This is a genomic window from Afipia sp. GW823-FHT06G09, from assembly GCF_058794875.1.
Map to the genome: position 1 here is coordinate 232,345 of NZ_JBXAHF010000005.1, position 17,274 is coordinate 249,618.

Genomic DNA, 17,274 nt, shown 5'->3' on the forward strand with positions numbered 1-17,274 from the left:
TGGAATTTGTCGGTTGACTGGAGCTATTCTTCAAGAACGCCGAGATAGGCGTCGCGAATGATCGGATCTGCCAGCAACTCCGCACCCGAACCCGATCTGACGATCCGGCCCATGTCCATGACGAAGGCCGCGTCGCACAAATCCAGTGCCGTCGTCACATCCTGCTCCACCAGCAGGATGGACATTCCCTCGGCGTTGAGGCTGCGTAGCGCAGCAACAAGCTGCTCCACCAGCAATGGCGAGAGCCCTAGCGACAGTTCGTCAATCATCAGCAGCTTCGGCGCGCTCATGAGACCGCGTCCAATTGCGCACATCTGCTGCTCGCCACCGGAGAGCGTCGCTGCCGCCTGATTGCGGCGCTCAGACAGTTTCGGAAACGTTGTGTAAACCCTGTCCATGTCACGACTGATTTCAGCGCGCGTGGCTGTGCGCGAATACGCACCCATCAGGAGATTGTCCTCGATGCTCATCGCACCAAATAGTCGTCGCCCTTCCGGCACATGAACAATGCCGTGCGAGAGGATCGCCGCCGCCGTCGCGCCCGCCAGGTTTTCGCCTTCCGATCGATATGAGCCCGACTGCACAGGAATAAGGCCTGACAGCGCTCGCATAAGGGTCGTCTTGCCCGCGCCATTTGAGCCGATCAGCGCCGTGATCTCCCCCCTGCGCACCGAAAGATCGATTCCCCAGAGCACCTGAACTTCGCCATAACCGGCACGAAGACCTTGCAATTCGAGAATGAGAGCCTGCTTAACCATGGGAAGCAGCCCTCTGGGCATACTGCTGGCCGAGATAGGCTTCGACCACCGCAGGGTTCTTGATCACCTCGCGCGGTAGCCCGTCCGCAATGAGCTTCCCATTGTGCAGCACGACGATCCGCGTACAGACATTAAGCACAACCTTCATCAGGTGCTCGATCATCACAATCGTAATGCCGCTGGCTGCAAGTTCGTGGATCAGACGCGTCGCGCGTTCGACCTCCGCGCTGTTCAATCCCGCATTGACCTCATCCAGAAACAGCAGCTTTGGCTTCATCGCCAGCGCCTTTGCCAGTTCGAGGCGCTTGCGCATTGCCAGAGTCAAGGTCGCAGCCGGCTGACTGGATTGCGCTTCCAGGCCAACAAATGCCAGGCGATCGCGGGCAGACTCGCGCGCAGACTTCAGGCTTTCGTTAGGTTGCGAAAACAGTGCCGCAGCAGCCACATTGTCAAGCGCGGAAAGCTCCGCGAAGGGTTGCACGATCTGAAAGGTGCGCGACAGTCCGAGACGTGCGGACTGATAGGTCTTTACACGCGTAATGTCCTGTCCTGCGAAAGTCACTGTCCCGGAGTTGGCCGGTGTGACACCAGTCACCACATTAACGAGTGTCGTCTTGCCGGCACCGTTCGGCCCGATCAGTCCGAGCACCTCGCCCTTTGCGATACCGAGCGACACATCGCTCAGCGCCTTAAGGCCGCTGAAATGACGCGAGACGGACTGCAATCTGAGTATTTCAGACACGCTTCGGCCTCCATGATAGCAACCGATCGCGCAGCGACATCAGTCCGTGCGGAAGGAACAGCAGCAGCGCCACGATCAGAACGCCAAGCACGCCGCTATGAATCTGGATGTAGTTACGCCAAACCACCTCCTCCAATCCGAGGTAGACCAGCGCACCAATAACGACCCCAAGCGGCGATCCGAGTCCTCCGATCAACGCCATCACAATCGGTTTTACCGAGTAAAGAATGTCGAACACATCGGAGGGGTCGATGTAATGAACCCACGCAGCGTAGATGCCGCCGGCAGCGCTGACGAAACATGCTGACAGACCGAATGCGACACTCTTGTAGAGCGTGGCATTGAGTCCGATCATGTTGGCCGCGGTCTCATTCTGCCGGATGCAGACCAGCCCAAAACCAAGCTTTGATCCTGCAACGGCAATGACCATCAAGGCTGTCCCCAGCAACAATGCCCACATCGCATAGAAGAAGAACGTCGCATCCGACAGCACGCCAGCCGCAGACGTCAAAGGAATATTCAGGCCCATACCCCCGCCGGTGAGATCCGTGGCATTGTTGACAAGCTCGCGAAACACCTCGATCAGCGAGAGGCTGGCAATTGCAAAGTAGTGTCCACGCAAGCGCAGCAGCGCGGCTCCAAGCAGGCTCGCAGCAACGAACGATGCGACCCATGCAGCGGCCACTGCAACACCAAGGGATACGCCGCGCGACATCAGGACACCCGTTGTGTAGGCGCCCAAACCGAAAAAAGCTGCCGTCGCAAACGATGGATAGCCTGCGAAACCACCGACGATGTTCCATGACAATGCAAGGATCGCGTACATGCAGGCGATCGTGCCAAGCCGCAGCGCATAAGCACCGCCGAAAATCGGCAGCGCAGCGATGCAGGCCACCAGCACAAGCAGAATCAGATTTGACCGGGTCATTCGAAGCCCTTCCGGCCAAGCAGGCCCTGAGGGCGGACGATCAGGAAGATGATCAGCAAGACGAACGACAAGGTGGTTGCATGCGCCGGACCGATCAGCGTCGAGCCGATGCCTTCGATCAGAGCCAGCAGGATACCCCCTGCGAGAGCGCCTGACACGCTGCCGAGTCCCCCGAGCACGCAGACAACGAATGCTTTCCCCAGATAGGCCGTTGAAGTCAGGGGCGAGATCGGGAAGATCAGGGCCATGAGCACACCCGCGCAACCCGCCAGGGCGGCGCCAAGACCAAACGCTATCGCGTAGATCGAATTAACGTCGACGCCCATCAGCGTGGCGGCGTCGCGATCGAGTCTTACCGCAACGATGGCTCGCCCCACCCGCAATCGACGCAGGATGAGATAGAGCACTCCGGTCAATGCCAAAGCGGACGCAGTCGCGATCAACCGGTCAACCGGCACGACGACGTCGAACAGCGAGACCGAACCCATCGGCGGCGTGAGCGTCAGCTTCCGGTAGTCAGCCTTGAAATAGTAGATCATCGCGTTGTTGAGGATCAGGTCGAGGCCGAATGTCAGCGTCAGCGTAACCAACACCGGTGCCGTGATCACCCGGTTGAGGATAAGGCGTTGAATGAAGTAGCCGAACACAAAAAACAGCGGCGCCGCGACGACAAGCGCATACCACGGCGAGATGTGGAGCGATTGATAAAGTCCCCAGGCCAGATAGGCGCCGAGAACGATAAACGAGCCGTGGATCAGGTTGATGACGTTCAGAACGCCCCAAACCAACGAGAAGCCGATCGCAATACATGCGTAAAGGCAGCCCAGCACCAAAGCATTGATCAGAACCTGGGCCGCCAGCATGCGATGTCCCCGCCTTCCCGCAGTTGATCAGTTGACGCCGAGCTTGAAGTCGCCCTGCTTGATCAGCGCGGGAGAAAGAACGACGGGCTTGCCGCCCTGAAGCTGAAATACCGGCGGCTCCAATGAATTGATCTGCCCTGTCGGTCCAAACTTCACCGGTCCGAAGAACGTCATCACATCCATCTTGGCGAGTTCATCGCGCACCTTGTCCTTGTCCAACGATCCTGCCTTTTCGATCGCCATCTGGAACAACGCACCGGAAACCGAAGCTGACGCCTGCGCGTAGTCGGGCTCGGACTTGTACTTCTCCTTGAACAATTTCACGTAGTTTGCCGTTGTGCCAAAAATATCCTTGCCGGAGTACTGCGCGGCTGGATGCCACCACGCGGCGCTGGTGATATTTTCCCCGCCTGCACCGGCCGCGTCGATGAATTCCTGATAGGCTGGGCCGGCGATCATCGAAACCACCGTCGCCTTGATCTGCTGATCAGCCATCTGCTTTTTCACCAGCAGCAAATCGTTGATATAGCCGGTGACGAATATCCATTGCGGAGACAGCGACTTGATCTGGGACAGCGTCGCGGAGTGATCGAGAGTCCCGATCGCATATTTCTCGAAATACGCGACTTCGAGACCATTGCCCTTCGCCGACTTTTCCATCTCTTGGGCGATCGCCAGCGGGAACAGATCGTTCCGCGCCAGGATCGCAACCTTCTTCACGTCCGGCGCCTTCGCCTTGACCATCTGGGTGAGCGGCGTGGTCAGCGTATCGTTCGGCGTGAAAGTCCCGAACAGATACTTGTATCCCTGATCGTAGACCTGCGACGACGACGCGGTCGCAGCAATAGTCGGCACCTTGTATTTCTCGGAAACGCTGCTTCCGGCTTTTGCGGCACCGGATCCGAACGGGCCAAACAGGAAATTCACGTTATTCTGCGTGATCATCTGCTCGGTGGTCTGAACCGCACGCGGCGTGTTCGACTGGTAGTCGCTATAGACGATCTCGACCTTGTACTTCTTGCCACCAACCGAAATGCCGCCTGCCTTGTTAGCCTGCTCGGCCCACAGGTCATATCCCTGCTGCTGCTTGATGGCCTCGGGCGCGAGCGGCCCAGTGAGCGGAAGCGGCGCACCAAACTTGATGACATCCTGCGCCTGAGCCGCCGAAGCGGACAATCCCAAAGCAGCGACAATCAAAAGCGAATTCAAACCACGCGAGACGAGCCGGGAGCGAGCCATCCAGATTCTCCATCAGGGACCGAGGGTGCGACCTGACTGAAATCTTGGCAAATAAAGGGGTCGAATAAAAGCATTGAAATTCGAAGCTAGAGGTCTGAATATTCGAACGCTATGCATCGCCTGCTTGGTTTCAAAGCAAACTCCAGCCCTCAACCTGTGAGCTCCAAAGCATGATTGAATCGACAGCTATCCGGTACTTTCGCGAAGTGACCATGCGCGGGTCGATCAAGCGAGCCGCAGAATCCCTGCGGATTGCACCCAGCGCAATCAGCCGGCAGGTGCAGGGGCTCGAAGATGAGCTTTCGGTGAAACTGTTCGAGCGCGGCGCACGGGGAATGAACCTGACCAATGCCGGCCACCTGCTCTATCGCTATGCACAAGAGAGCCAGGCAAAGCTGGACCAAGTTCGCGCTCAGGTCGAGGAGTTCGATTCGTTGCAGCGCGGCCACGTGAAGCTCGCCACCGTGGAAGGTTTGCTGGCGAGCTTTGTCTCGGATTTTGTGGTCGATCTTTCAAGGGATTATCCTGGCATTTCGATCGCAGTGACGACGGTAGGATCACGCGGCGTGGCTGAAATGGTCGGACGGCACGAAGTTGATCTTGGACTCGTCTTTGGCCGCGCTCCCCGCCGCGATCTGATCGAACTGGCGCGGATGCGGCAATCGCTCTGCCTGATGGTCGCACCGCATCATCCAATGGCGGGCATGAATCACTGCACAATCAAGGATCTGGCAGGGCTGCGTGTGATCTTGCCGGATCCGTCCTTCGGCATCCGTCAGGAAATCGATCGTGCCTGCGCCAAGGCCAACATCGAACTCGATCTTTACAGCGAGACCAACTCCATCGCCTTCGCGCGAACGATGGCCGCCAAGACCAGCCTCGGGACTTTCCTGCCGCGAAACGCAGCGATGCCTGAACTGGTCAGCGGCACACTCGTTGCCATTCCGTTACGCGATAAGCGGCTGGAGGCAACACAGGTGACCCTGGTGCAACTCGCTGCCCGTAACACTACACCCTCCGGCCTCCGCGTCGCGGAACTGCTTATCGACAGAATGAAAGAGCAGACGGACTAGCCCGGAACACTTTCAGTAGTCCTCGGCTCCATTTCGACACTCCCCGGGAACAGCCTGCGCACCAGGATGTAGAATATCGGTGTGAAAATCAGGCCGAACACCGTTACGCCAATCATACCGAAGAACACAGCTACGCCAACTGCCTGACGCATTTCCGACCCCGATCCCGATGAAATCACCAGCGGCAGCACGCCAAGAATGAATGCGAAAGAGGTCATCAGGATCGGCCGTAGTCGCAGCCGGCATGCCTCGATAACAGCATCAAGCTTATCGCGCCCCTCACGTTCGATATCGCGCGCAAATTCAACGATCAAAATAGCATTCTTCGCTGCCAACCCCACCAGAACGACAAATCCGATCTGCGTAAGAATATTGACATCCTGATCCATAATGCGCACGCCAATCGTCGCCGCAAGCAGACACATGGGCACGATCAGAATAACAGCGAACGGCAAGCTCCAGCTGCCGTATTGCGCTGCAAGCACAAGATACACGAACAGCACGCAGATCGGGAACACATAGAGACCGGAGTTACCGCCCTTTACCTGCTGATACGAGAGATCCGTCCATTCGAACGTGAATCCGCTTGGCAACGTTTCATGCGCGAGCTGCTGCATGATGTTGATCGCGGTCGCTGAGCTTGTTCCCGGAGTTGTGTCGCCCTGGAGTTCGGCCGCCGGGTAAAGATTGTAACGCGCGACACGATCGGGTCCGGAGGTATCTCTGAAATTCACAACACTGCCAAGCAAGACCATCTCGCCAGCCGTATTGCGTGTTTTTAGCCGGGCAAGATCTGATATCTCCTTGCGGAACGGCAAGTCAGCCTGTGCTGTAACGTGATAGGTGCGCCCGAGGATATTGAAATCATTAACATAGGTGGAGCCGAAATACGTTTCGATCGACTCGGTCACATTTTGAATGGGCACACGTAGCATTTGCGCCTTTTGGCGATCAATCTCAACGAAGACCTGCGGAGTGTTCGCAGTAAATGGAGAGAATACCGCAGTGAGTCCTCGCGCCTTGCGAGCGGCAGCCACCAGTTCGTCGGTTGCCGCAGCCAGCAACTCAGGTCCCCGCCCCTGACGATCCTGTACACGCATCGCAAAGCCGCCACCGGTGCCAATGCCCGGAACAGCAGGTGGCGGCACAACGATAATGAAGGCTCCCTCGATAACCGATAGCCGCTTCCGCAGCTCCGCAGTGATCACCGTCGCGGAAAGCCCCTTCTTCAACCGGATTTCCGGGTCCTCGAATACCGGAAACAATGCGGCCGCATTGCTGGACTGAGTGCGGGTTGCCCCCGAGAACCCGGCAAATGAAGGCACGCGAACGATCCCCGGTGTGTCGAGCGCGATCTTTTCAATCTGACGAACAATTTCCGTCGTGCGCGCCAAAGAGGCTGCACCGGGCAACTGCACCGAAACAATTACATATCCACGGTCCTGCGCCGGGATGAACCCTTGCGGCGTAGTCACAATCAGCCAGACCGCCGATGCAATCAGAACCAGATATGCAATCAACATCACAACCGAATGCCGAATCACAAAGCCAGCGGCACTTCCATAGCCGTGTGACAACCGGTCAAAGCCGCGGTTGAAGACCCCGATGAACTTCTCCCATCCGCGCGCGATAAAATTCCAGCTCGCCGGCTTCTTACTTTCTTCATGCGGACGCAAAATCAGCGACGCCAGCGCGGGAGAAAGCGTTAGTGAACAGAAGCATGAAATTGCAGTCGCTACCGCTATCGTCACAGCGAACTGCTGGAAGAATTGCCCCGAAATACCACCGAGGAATGCAGTGGGAACAAACACCGCGCACAGAACGAGAGCGATCGAAACCAGCGCGCCGCCAACTTCCTGCATCGTCAGTAACGCAGCTTCCCGCCGGCTTACACCCGCCGCCAGATGCCGTTCCACATTTTCGACCACGACAATAGCGTCGTCGACCACTATGCCCACAGCGAGAACGAGACCAAACAATGTCAGATTGTTGATGGAAAATCCAAGCGCCGCCATAACGGCAAAGGTACCCACCAGTGAGACGGGTATTGCCAGGATGGGAATAATTGCTGGCCGCCACCCCTGCAGGAAGATCAACACCACGACGACGACCAGAATCATCGCTTCATAAATAGTCTTGATCAGTTCGCTGACAGACTGGGCGATGAACTCGGTCGGATTATAGCCAATATTATACGCCAATCCCTTGGGGAAATCCGCCTTCAGCCGGACCATGGCGTCCGAAATATTCTTGGCTGTAGCGAGGGCGTTAGATCCCGGCCGCTGCGACACCAGCATCGCAACCGCCGATTTGCGAAGCAAAAAACTATTGGTCGTGTAAGACAGCGCCCCAAGTTCGATCCTCGCCACGTCGCGCAGACGCACCGTACGGCCATCCGCACCAGCCTTGATGACGATGTTCTCAAATTGTTGAGGGTCTCGTAGTCTCCCGGTGAAGGTCAGGTTTGGCTGAAAAGCACGATCGGCGATTGGCGGCTCTGCAACCTGCCCCCCCGCGATTTGCAAATTCTGCGCACGGATAGCCGCGAGGACATCACCCGCCGTCATTCCAAGTGTGGCGACCTTCTCTGGATCGAGCCACAACCGCATCGAATAATCACGTGCTCCGAAGATCTGGATGTCGCCGATGCCGTCAAGCCGCAGCAGCTGGTCACGAACCTGCCGTAACGCATAGTTGGAAATATAGAGCTGATCGTAAGTGTCGTCGGGCGACAGCATGAATACGACCATCAGCAAGTCTGGGCTGTTCTTACGTGTGACGACGCCGTTGCGTTGAACCTCTTCGGGTAACCGTGGCTGCGCTATGGCGACCCGGTTCTGTACCAGCACCTGGGCCTTATCGAGATCGGTGCCGAGCTTGAACGTGACGGTGATATTCAACTGACCGTTCGACGTTGCCTGACTATAGATATATTCCATATCCTCAACGCCGTTGATCTCTTGCTCAATCGGCGTCGCCACCGTGTCGGAAACGGTCTGCGCGGAAGCTCCCGGATACTGTGTTGTGACAACAACCGTTGGAGGCGCGACTTGTGGATACTCCGCCACCGGCAGGGTCGTGTATGCGATCGCCCCCACAATGAGCAGCACGATCGACAAAACCATTGCCAGAATTGGTTGGTTGATAGAGAGGCGTCCAAGATTCATGGCTTGCCACCACCGCTGGCTGCGGGTGGGTGTGGCGCCACTTTTGCGCCTATCCGCGCGCGCTGAAGCCCCTCGACGATGACCCGATCGTCAGCCTTCAGACCCTCCCGGATGACCCTTAAACCATCGTCCAGCGGGCCAAGCGTGACCGGCCTCGCTTCAACCGTATCGTCCGCCTTGACGACGAAAACAATCTTGCGCGACTGATCAGTGGCAATGGCGGTATCGGGCAAGAGCAAGGCTTCATAGGGAGAACTGCCGAGCACGCGGACGCGTGCAAACTGGCCTGGCAGAATCGACAGATCCTGATTTTGGACCAGGGCCCGGCCACGCAACGTTCCCGTGCCCACATCAAGCCGGTTATCCAGAAAGTCCATCGCTCCTTCGCGCGACGGTTTGGTATCACCGGAAAGAATGATCTGAACAGGATTGGCAGTATCGCGCGAGCTCGGCCGTTTTCCTTCAAACCATAATTTGCTGTTTCTGATGTAAATCGATTCATCCATGTCAAAATAGACGTGAATCGGGTCGAGCGAGACGATGGACGTCAGCAGCGTCGCGCCACTTTCGCTTCCCTGCACAAGATTACCGACCGTTACAAGGTGACGGCTGACCCGCCCGTCGATCGGCGCTCGTACCTTGGTAAATTCAACATCGAGATCGGCGCGCTGCAATGCGCCTTCTGCTTGCATTGCCGCTGCTTGAGCCGACTGAAGCTGCTGGCGGCGCTGATCGACAATGGACTCGGCAACAGCCTGCGTCTTTATCAGCGCCTCCGCGCGCGACAGCTCACGCTCCGCCAATTCAATCTTCGCTTTCGCATCAGCAAGTTGCCCCTTGGCCTGCTCTGCAACTGCCTGATACTGCCGAGGATCAATGACGTAGAGTAACTCCCCGGCCTTGACGAGGGCCCCATCTTTGAACTCAACGCTCATGACGAAGCCGGTAACGCGGGCGCGGACCTGAACCTGCTCAATAGCATCGAAACGCCCGGTGAACTCGTCCCAGTCGGTTACAGTCCGCTTGGTCGGGTGGGCGACCGTGACCGGTGGCGCGCTCGCGGCGGGTGGTTGAGCTGGCTTCTCGCAACCGGTCAGAACGACCCCAAACACAGCTGCAGCACCCACCAGAAGTGATTTGCTCCATCTGGCTCGCCAGAAACTACCCGCTAACACTTTCGATCGCATCGCAAGCCCCCGACATCGTTGTCCAAGCACTCGATCAGTGTTTTCATTCCTGTCGAACGCGCAGGTTATCGCGCATTTATGAAGACCGCCAGTATCATGCAACCCGAAGGATCGACGATAACCGGCGATGTCATCCTAAAGAAAGCTTGCCAACAACAGAAATTGCACAACAGCTGCCGCTTAGCTATCCGTGTGCAGTCGACCAAACATCGGCTAATGAAGGACTCTAAAATCGCTTATGCTATTTCTTTGCGCGAGCATGGCGCCTTTGGTCGGCCTTCAGATCTCACTTGCTAGACCTTCCAACTGCAGGTTCTTGTCATTGATATACTACGAATATATGCTTGGGACGGTCGGAACGGTTCATGCCTCACGGGGAACGAGTTGAAATCCAAGAAGGTTACAAAACGCGAGGTGCCAAATCCGGAGATCGATGACGGAACTCTGACAGATCGCGCCTATCGAGAACTCGAGGAGATGATTGTCACCCTTCAACTAACCCCCGGCACCATCCTGTCCGAACATACTCTCGCATTGAAATTAAAGATCGGCCGAACCCCGATTCGGGAAGCGCTGCAACGCCTCGCGCGTGACGGCCTCGTCGTGATCATGCCGAGGCGTGGGATCATGGTCTCGGAGATCAATCTGAGGCTGCAACTGCGATTGCTCGAAGTACGCCGCGAACTTGAAAGGTTAATGGCGAGGCTGGCAGCCGAACGCGCCACTCCTGAAGAACGCCAGGAGTTCGCGGAAGTGGCGCGCGGAATGCTCAAGGCAGCGGCCCAGGCGGACGACATGGAATTTATGCGCCTCGATCAGAAATTCAACCTTCTGATCGCAACAACTGCTCGCAATGAATTCGCCCGGCGTTCAATGGGACTCATGAACGCCCTCTCCCGCCGCTTCTGGTATCAACACTATCAGGAAGTGGCGGATCTCCCGCTGGCCGCCAAGCTGCATGCAGCGGTCGCGGAAGCCGTGGCCGGAAAGAAGCCCAAAATGGCGGCCGCCGCGTCCGACAAGCTAATCGACTATATCGAAGATTTCGCGCGCAAAACGCTTGATACCTGATTCCATCTCAATCAAACATCACAACGCTGCGAATGGTTTCGCCGCGTTTCAGTGCGTCGAAGCCCGCATTGATCTCGTTCAGAGAAATGCGGCGTGAGATCAGATCATCGAGCATTAATGATCCGTCGAGATAGGCGCGGGCTAACATCGGAAAATCGCGATGAGGCCGCGCATTGCCGTAACTGACGCGACGAATGCGCTTTTCCTGCATCAGGGACCCCCAGCGAAACGCCACGTCCTGCTGCACGTCGACCTTGCCAAGCCATATCACATTGCCGCCCGGACGCACCGCCTCCGCGGTAACGCGGAACGCTGCGAGGCTGCCGGCAGATTCGATTACGACATCAACGCCCCGTCCGCAGGTCTCGCTCTTTGCTGCGGCGACAGGATCATCATTTGAAGCATTAACAGCGTGGGTTGCACCAAGTGTCATCGCCAATGCGAGCTTTGCGGGATCGAGATCTGCCGCGATAATCGCCCCCGCTCCCGCTAACCTCGCCCCTTGGACCGCGGCCAACCCCACCGCGCCACAACCGATCACCATGACCGTATCGCCATACTTGATAGCATCCAGATTCAACGCAGCGCCTACACCGGTCATCACCCCGCAGCCGATCAGGCAGGCACGGTCGAGAGGAATTTCCTTCGGCACGGCAATCGCCTGCTGATCCGGTACAATGCAATACTCACCGAAGGATCCAACAAACATCAGCTGCTGAAGATCGCGGCCATCCGCAAGCCTGGCACGGCTTTCGCCGTCAAATGCCTTCGCCTTTGGACCTTCGCCGAGATATTCCTCGCAAACGATCGGCAAATCGCGATCGCAATAAAAGCAGTGCCCGCAATGCGGATTCCACGACAGTACGACGTGATCACCCTTCTTTACGCCGCGCGCGTCGGAGCCGACGTCCTCAACGACACCAGCGGCTTCGTGACCGAGCACAATCGGCATCGGAAAGCGTAACGATCCCTCGATTACCTCAAGATCGGTATGACACAACCCCGCTGCACGAATTCGCACCAGAACGTCAGTGGGCTTCAATACGGTTGCCGTAACAGTCTCAACGGAGAGCGGTGTTTTCGCGGCGTGAAGAATAGCCGCGCGGTACTGGAGCGGCATCTATGCAACCGCCTTGCCGGAGCCGCCGAGCGACTTGAGCGCAAGATCGATATCCGATGACGTCATTTCCCATTCGTTGCCAAAGTTCGCGACCACCTCTCGCATGAACGGCTCGACCGCCGTCTTGGCGGCACCCGCGTCACCGAGATGCTCGGCAAGCAAGGCCAGTGCGAGCTGGCGCGGCTCTGGTCCCTCGTAGCTCCATTCAAAGCCGTTCTTGCTGAATTCCATCACCTCGATCCGGGGATTCAACGGTACACCGTCGACGGTTACCTTCACTCCGTCGATCGTCCGGTCGCCCACATAATGTTTCATCTTGCTCTCTCCACTCGGCGCCCGGTCATCAGGCTAGTGCGTCACTTCCACCTCGCCGGCGATCACGCGCATCACATCGCGATCACGGCGCGCTTCGGCCAGCGATCCGGAAAACATCAATTCACCGCGCTCAAGCACATAGAGGCGATCGACATAATCGGGGATGTGATGAACATTCGATTCCGCCATCAGTACGCCCTTTCCCATCGCGCGGATCGACGCCACGCCCTCTGCGATCAGCGGAATAATCGCCGGCGACAGCCCCTCGAACGGTTCGTCGAGCAACAGAAGCTTCGGATCAAGCGTCAGCGCACGCGCAATGGACACCATCTTGCGCTCGCCACCTGAAAGTTGAGCGCCGCCGCGGGCAAGATACTGCCGCAGCTTCGGGAAGACCGTATAGGCTTCCTCGATACGCTGGTAAGCAGATCGCCCACCCGGCCGTGTCCATGTCGAGAGTTCGATATTCTCGGCCACGGTCAGATCAGCGTAAACTTCTGACTCCTCAGGCGAGAACCCGATGCCACTTTGCGCGATCCGCCACGTCGGAAGCTTCGTCAGACTGGCACCATCGAAGGTGATGTCCCCGGACAGCGGACGGCGATAGCCCATAATGCTGCGGAACGTTGTGGTCTTGCCGGCACCGTTACGGCCAACGAGACAGACAAGCTCGCCCGCTGCAACCGACAGACTGATGCCGTTGAGAATGCGGCTTCCCTGAATATCGACTTTAACATTCGAAAGTTCGAGCATCACGAGGCCCTTCTCAAGGTCGGCGGCCGCGTTCCCACCACCGCAGAGATCATTTCCGGATCGGCGAAAAACCGGTCGGGCGGCATGTCGGCCAGCACCCTGCCCTCCTGCAGAGCGACAATCCGGTGCGAGTAGCGCGCGACGAGATCCATATCATGCTCGACCTGAACAATGGCGCGCACGCCCGCCGCCTTCGCCGCCGACACCAGCACCTCCATGATGGAGTGCTTGTCGCCTGTCGAGACACCGCTCGTCGGCTCATCCAGCAGAATCACCTTCGGATTAAGTGCGAATGCGCTGGCAATATCCAGCAGCTTCTTCTCACCCTGGGACAGAGTTGACGCAATCGTATCCAGTTTGGCGCGAAGCCCGAGAACTTCCGCCACGCGCTCCACGTCAGCTTGGAGCTCGCTGTCCTTTGACAGCGAACGGAATGGATTGGCTATGCGGTGCAGCCGAGAAGCGACGGCAACCGCAAGGGTTTCGCGCACGGTCAGCGCTGGAAATATGTTCACGAGTTGGAAGGCTCGCGACATGCCGCGCCGGGCCAGTTCGACAGGTCCCACACCGGCAATATCATTGCCTAGGAAGCGAACTTCGCCAATGGTTGGCCGCAGCAGGCCAGTGACAACGTTAACAAGCGTTGTCTTGCCCGCGCCGTTTGGGCCAACAATCGAAACGAACTCGCCGTCTGCGACGTGAAAGGAGACGTCCTGTAGCGCTCTGTAGGCGCCGTAGTGTTTGGAAACACCAATGGTCTCGAACAATGGCGATTGAACGTCCGACCGCGCGCTGGGCTGGATCATTACCTGTCCTCCGTCTTGCGGGAAACAAGCATCCCGATCGCCCCAGACAGTCCCTGCGGCAGGAAGATGACAAGCAGCACCAGGACGCCGCCCATCACGAAGCGCCAGTATTGCGTGATCGCCATCACGAAATCCTGCAACAGCACAAAAGCCAGCGCCCCGATGGCTGGGCCGACGAAAGTCCCGCTTCCTCCAAGAACTGCCATGAAGACAAGGTTGCCCGAGTGGGTCCAATACGCGAGTTCGGGATCAGCCAAGCCAGTGGTGATCGCGAGTATCGTCCCGCCGATGCCGCCATAAACCGCTGAGATCACAAACGCGGCAAGGCGCATACGGAAGATTTGCACACCTACATAAGCCGCCTTGCCCGCATTTTCTCGAACTGCCTTAAGATGGAGCCCGAATGGTGACTGGGTAATTCGCCACATTGTCATTCCAAGCAAAGCCAGCAACACCAGCACATAATAGTAGAACGGCCCCGTGAGAAATGCGGTCTTGCCCCCGCGCCATTCCATACCGAGCAACAGTGGACGCAGCACGCGCATTCCCTGATCGCCGCCGGTAACGCTGTAGAACTTGAACAAGAAAGAATGAAACAGCATGCCGAAGGCCAGCGTCAGCATGCCGAAGAAGATACGAGTATAGCGAACGCAGAGACCGCCGATTACAAGCGCGACAAGCGCGGAAACTGCCGCACTGGTCAAAACGATCAGTTCGAAACTCAGGACGCCGAGTTTTGAGGTCAGCGTCGATGCCGTATACGCGCCGACACCAAGAAAAAGGGCATGACCGAACGACAGCAGCCCCGTCGTACCGAACAGGAGATTGAATCCAAACAGCGCGATTGCATAGGCAAAGAACGGCACTAGCAGCAGAAGTGCGTACGGCGAAGCCACTAGCGGCAGCAAGGCCATGAGTGCGATCAACCCGAAAAAGACCCAAAGGCCCTTGATGCGCGGCATTGCCCGACGCCCCGTCGCGGAGAGCGACAGATCGATGGATTGCTCACTCATGCTGCCACCTTCCCAAACAGTCCCGCGGGCCTGAGAATGAGCGCCGCGACAACAACGAGATAGACCGACAGAAGCTCCATTTCCGGCATGATCGAGATCGATGCTGCCCGCATCAGCCCGACAATGAGCGCGCCGACAAGCGCACCGCGCATGCTGCCCAGCCCGCCAATGACGACAACGGCAAATGCCTCCACAACGAGCTCAACCGCCATGTCGAGCGAGGCGGCGCTGGATGGCACCACGAGTGCACCCCCGACCGTTCCGAGCATGCAACCCACCGTAAAGACCAGCGCGAAGATTTTCGAAGCATTAACGCCGAGGCCTTCGGCCATGTCGCGGTTTTCCGCGGTCGCCCGCACAATACGGCCAGTCTTCGTACGCTGCAGGAACAACCCAAGCGCGGCAGCGATGCCGATACTCGCCGCGATCACCAGCAGATTGTAGGTGGGAATCTGCACTCCCGCGACATGGGTCGTGCCGTAGATCATGTAAGCGTTATCCATGGTGCGCGGCGTCGCGCCCCATGTGAAGCGGAAGACATCCTGAAACATCAGTAGCAGGCCGAAGGTGAGCAGCAACTGATAGCTCTCATCCCGGCGGTAGATTGTCCGCAGTACGCGCTCAATGGGCAGCCCAACCAGGCCAATCACGAGTCCCGCAAGAATGAGCACGGGAAAGAACATGAGTGGCGGCAGCCCGAACTTCATCGCAATTGCAACTGCCGTAATCCCGAAGTAGGCGCCCAAGGCATAGAAGGAGCCGCAAGCGAGATTGACAATCTGCTGCACGCCGAACACGAGCTGAAGCCCCGCCGCCACTAGAAACAAGATGGCGGCGTGGAATGTCCCGCCGAGAATGATATCGACAATCGCCGTCATGGCTCAGACAGGCATCTTGGCGGTCTTGATCCATTCCCAGAAGTCAGCACCCGGGGGCTTTTGCAACTGATCGGCCTGGAAGGTGTCGATCGAGGCCAGTGTCGGAAAGTCGTACTTGTTCGTGTTTGTCGACGGCCCTTGGTAAAATACCTGTTCCGCAATCTTGTCCTTGCGGAAACGACCCTTGCCGCCGAGACTCTCAACCTCGAGGCCGGGCATCGCCTCAGCGACCATATCAGGCGTTGGCCATTTCTTCGCTGCCTTCTGCGCAGCTTCAACACCCGCCTTGTAACTCGCCAGTGCGAAATAGGCCCGGTCCGCCTCCCAGTGCGGCGCCTCCTTGTAGCGATCCATATAATCCTGGACGAATGCCTTTTGCAGCGGCGATGCCTGCGGATGATCGAAATAGAGGGTGTTGTGACCGAAGATCACGCCTTCAGGCATGAACTCCTTTTTAAGCTGGTTGAGTTGCCACCCGGCCGCCGGCAGCACCACCTTTACACCATCAAACAAGCCCGCTGCCGCACCCTGCTTCATAAATACCGGCAGATCGGCGAACAACATCGACGAGAAAATCAAGTCAGGCTTTGCGGCCTTGAGAGCGGCGATGTGCGATGTCAGATCTAGCGTACCGACTTTTGGCCACTGCTCGGCGACGAACTCAGCCTCCACACCATAACGCGCAAGGATCTGCCGGAAGGCTTCCCAGTTATTGCGGCCGTAAGAGTAATCCGGATTGATCCCTGCGACGCGCTTGAACTTGCCCTTGAAGTGCTTGACCGCGAGCAGCGACGCCATCACCGCCTCGCATTCGTTGTCCGTCGAGCGAAACACGTAACGCGACTTCGGCATCACTTCCTTGACGCCGTCCTGCGTCGTGCCGTCCCACATCACCAGGAGCGACTGCTCCTCTTCCGCAACCGGAGCAACGCCAAGGCTGACGCCGGTCGAGATCAGTCCATGAACGCTTTCGACCTTCTCCTGCAGTACCAGCCGACGGAATCGCTCGATTGTATCCTTCGGATTGGTCTCTTCCTCGATGACAAGCTCGAACTTGCGCCCGGCAATTCCACCTTCCTTGTTCATACGCTCCGCGGCCCATTGCACGGCCCGGATTCCGCATTCCCCGGCGGTTCCGGCCACGCCGGAACGCGGTGCGATGATGCCGATTTTGAATGGTTTCTCTTGCGCGATGGCCGGAGCGAACAGCCGGGGCGCCGCTGCAGCAGCGACGCCAGCGCCGGCAAGCCTGGAAAAGGCACGACGGGTGATCTTCATTTGGTGTCCTCCCATGTCAATCATGCGCATCTGTCGTGCGCTATTGCCATACCATAAATATATCAGACGCATTTCAGCAAGCC

16 protein-coding genes are annotated in these 17,274 nt (G+C 57.7%); 2 read left to right on the forward strand and 14 right to left on the reverse strand.

The features are described 5' to 3' along the window. Positions 1–23 precede the first annotated feature (23 nt). Genes AC1Q67_RS22035 through AC1Q67_RS22055 form a run of 5 tightly spaced genes read right to left on the reverse strand, consistent with a single transcriptional unit; the run spans position 24 to position 4,530 of the window. Entirely contained in the window at positions 24–758 is a 735-nt protein-coding gene (locus tag AC1Q67_RS22035; protein WP_492237325.1) for an ABC transporter ATP-binding protein, read from the reverse strand. After that, positions 751–1,500, reverse strand: coding sequence for an ABC transporter ATP-binding protein (locus AC1Q67_RS22040; RefSeq protein ID WP_492237324.1), 750 nt, complete (start codon positions 1,498–1,500; stop codon positions 751–753). The genes AC1Q67_RS22035 and AC1Q67_RS22040 overlap by 8 nt, the downstream gene beginning before the upstream one ends. Next, on the reverse strand, positions 1,493–2,428 hold the full coding sequence (locus AC1Q67_RS22045) for a branched-chain amino acid ABC transporter permease (protein ID WP_492237323.1): 936 nt from the start codon (positions 2,426–2,428) through the stop codon (positions 1,493–1,495). The genes AC1Q67_RS22040 and AC1Q67_RS22045 overlap by 8 nt, the downstream gene beginning before the upstream one ends. Then, complete coding sequence (locus AC1Q67_RS22050; RefSeq protein ID WP_492237322.1) at positions 2,425–3,291, reverse strand: branched-chain amino acid ABC transporter permease; 867 nt, start codon at positions 3,289–3,291, stop codon at positions 2,425–2,427. Before AC1Q67_RS22050 ends, AC1Q67_RS22045 begins: the two co-directional genes overlap by 4 nt. A gap of 27 nt (positions 3,292–3,318) precedes the next feature. After that, on the reverse strand, positions 3,319–4,530 hold the full coding sequence (locus tag AC1Q67_RS22055; protein WP_492237321.1) for an amino acid ABC transporter substrate-binding protein: 1,212 nt from the start codon (positions 4,528–4,530) through the stop codon (positions 3,319–3,321). 170 nt (positions 4,531–4,700) lie between these two features. Here AC1Q67_RS22055 and AC1Q67_RS22060 point away from each other — a divergent pair, with 170 nt between their 5' ends. Then, positions 4,701–5,603 (forward strand): LysR family transcriptional regulator, encoded by a 903-nt coding sequence (locus tag AC1Q67_RS22060; protein WP_492237320.1) that lies wholly within the window; start codon positions 4,701–4,703, stop codon positions 5,601–5,603. On the opposite strand, the gene AC1Q67_RS22065 is transcribed toward AC1Q67_RS22060, so the two are convergent. Both AC1Q67_RS22065 and AC1Q67_RS22070 read right to left on the reverse strand, forming a co-directional pair. Continuing rightward, complete coding sequence (locus AC1Q67_RS22065; protein ID WP_492237319.1) at positions 5,600–8,770, reverse strand: efflux RND transporter permease subunit; 3,171 nt, start codon at positions 8,768–8,770, stop codon at positions 5,600–5,602. The two genes, AC1Q67_RS22060 and AC1Q67_RS22065, sit on opposite strands and share 4 nt — an antisense overlap. After that, positions 8,767–9,957 (reverse strand): efflux RND transporter periplasmic adaptor subunit, encoded by a 1,191-nt coding sequence (locus tag AC1Q67_RS22070; RefSeq protein ID WP_492237318.1) that lies wholly within the window; start codon positions 9,955–9,957, stop codon positions 8,767–8,769. The genes AC1Q67_RS22065 and AC1Q67_RS22070 overlap by 4 nt, the downstream gene beginning before the upstream one ends. Before the next feature lie 384 nt (positions 9,958–10,341). On the opposite strand from AC1Q67_RS22070, the gene AC1Q67_RS22075 reads away from it, so the two are divergent. Then, positions 10,342–11,028 carry a GntR family transcriptional regulator gene (locus AC1Q67_RS22075; protein ID WP_492237317.1) on the forward strand — a complete coding sequence of 229 codons (687 nt, stop codon included), beginning with the start codon at positions 10,342–10,344 and terminating at the stop codon, positions 11,026–11,028. A gap of 7 nt (positions 11,029–11,035) precedes the next feature. On the opposite strand, the gene AC1Q67_RS22080 is transcribed toward AC1Q67_RS22075, so the two are convergent. The 7 genes from AC1Q67_RS22080 to AC1Q67_RS22110 are packed head-to-tail and all read right to left on the reverse strand — an operon-like array spanning position 11,036 to position 17,191. Further along, positions 11,036–12,148, reverse strand: a complete 1,113-nt coding sequence (locus AC1Q67_RS22080; protein WP_492237315.1) for a Zn-dependent alcohol dehydrogenase — start codon at positions 12,146–12,148, stop codon at positions 11,036–11,038. Further along, the gene (locus AC1Q67_RS22085) at positions 12,149–12,463 is read right to left on the reverse strand and encodes a DUF6166 domain-containing protein (protein ID WP_492237314.1); all 315 of its coding nucleotides are present in this window, start codon (positions 12,461–12,463) and stop codon (positions 12,149–12,151) included. Positions 12,464–12,496: 33 nt separating this feature from the next. Next, entirely contained in the window at positions 12,497–13,216 is a 720-nt protein-coding gene (locus tag AC1Q67_RS22090; RefSeq protein ID WP_492237484.1) for an ABC transporter ATP-binding protein, read from the reverse strand. After that, positions 13,216–14,022 carry an ABC transporter ATP-binding protein gene (locus AC1Q67_RS22095; RefSeq protein ID WP_492237313.1) on the reverse strand — a complete coding sequence of 269 codons (807 nt, stop codon included), beginning with the start codon at positions 14,020–14,022 and terminating at the stop codon, positions 13,216–13,218. Before AC1Q67_RS22095 ends, AC1Q67_RS22090 begins: the two co-directional genes overlap by 1 nt. Beyond that, entirely contained in the window at positions 14,022–15,035 is a 1,014-nt protein-coding gene (locus AC1Q67_RS22100) for a branched-chain amino acid ABC transporter permease (protein WP_492237312.1), read from the reverse strand. The genes AC1Q67_RS22095 and AC1Q67_RS22100 overlap by 1 nt, the downstream gene beginning before the upstream one ends. After that, the gene (locus tag AC1Q67_RS22105) at positions 15,032–15,913 is read right to left on the reverse strand and encodes a branched-chain amino acid ABC transporter permease (RefSeq protein WP_492237311.1); all 882 of its coding nucleotides are present in this window, start codon (positions 15,911–15,913) and stop codon (positions 15,032–15,034) included. The genes AC1Q67_RS22100 and AC1Q67_RS22105 overlap by 4 nt, the downstream gene beginning before the upstream one ends. Positions 15,914–15,916: 3 nt before the next feature. Further along, positions 15,917–17,191: an ABC transporter substrate-binding protein gene (locus AC1Q67_RS22110; RefSeq protein WP_492237310.1), complete on the reverse strand. Its 1,275-nt coding sequence runs from the start codon at positions 17,189–17,191 to the stop codon at positions 15,917–15,919. Positions 17,192–17,274 lie beyond the last annotated feature (83 nt).

Bases quoted from the DNA above. Each gene is read 5' to 3' on its own strand.
- AC1Q67_RS22035 (WP_492237325.1), bottom strand. From the start codon at position 758: ATGGTTAAGCAGGCTCTCATTCTCGAATTGCAAGGTCTTCGTGCCGGT.
- AC1Q67_RS22045 (WP_492237323.1), bottom strand. From the start codon at position 2,428: ATGACCCGGTCAAATCTGATTCTGCTTGTGCTGGTGGCCTGCATCGCT.
- AC1Q67_RS22050 (WP_492237322.1), bottom strand. From the start codon at position 3,291: ATGCTGGCGGCCCAGGTTCTGATCAATGCTTTGGTGCTGGGCTGCCTT.
- AC1Q67_RS22055 (WP_492237321.1), bottom strand. From the start codon at position 4,530: ATGGCTCGCTCCCGGCTCGTCTCGCGTGGTTTGAATTCGCTTTTGATT.
- AC1Q67_RS22060 (WP_492237320.1), top strand. From the start codon at position 4,701: ATGATTGAATCGACAGCTATCCGGTACTTTCGCGAAGTGACCATGCGC.
- AC1Q67_RS22065 (WP_492237319.1), bottom strand. From the start codon at position 8,770: ATGAATCTTGGACGCCTCTCTATCAACCAACCAATTCTGGCAATGGTT.
- AC1Q67_RS22070 (WP_492237318.1), bottom strand. From the start codon at position 9,957: ATGCGATCGAAAGTGTTAGCGGGTAGTTTCTGGCGAGCCAGATGGAGC.
- AC1Q67_RS22080 (WP_492237315.1), bottom strand. From the start codon at position 12,148: ATGCCGCTCCAGTACCGCGCGGCTATTCTTCACGCCGCGAAAACACCG.
- AC1Q67_RS22085 (WP_492237314.1), bottom strand. From the start codon at position 12,463: ATGAAACATTATGTGGGCGACCGGACGATCGACGGAGTGAAGGTAACC.
- AC1Q67_RS22090 (WP_492237484.1), bottom strand. From the start codon at position 13,216: ATGCTCGAACTTTCGAATGTTAAAGTCGATATTCAGGGAAGCCGCATT.
- AC1Q67_RS22095 (WP_492237313.1), bottom strand. From the start codon at position 14,022: ATGATCCAGCCCAGCGCGCGGTCGGACGTTCAATCGCCATTGTTCGAG.
- AC1Q67_RS22100 (WP_492237312.1), bottom strand. From the start codon at position 15,035: ATGAGTGAGCAATCCATCGATCTGTCGCTCTCCGCGACGGGGCGTCGG.
- AC1Q67_RS22105 (WP_492237311.1), bottom strand. From the start codon at position 15,913: ATGACGGCGATTGTCGATATCATTCTCGGCGGGACATTCCACGCCGCC.
- AC1Q67_RS22110 (WP_492237310.1), bottom strand. From the start codon at position 17,191: ATGAAGATCACCCGTCGTGCCTTTTCCAGGCTTGCCGGCGCTGGCGTC.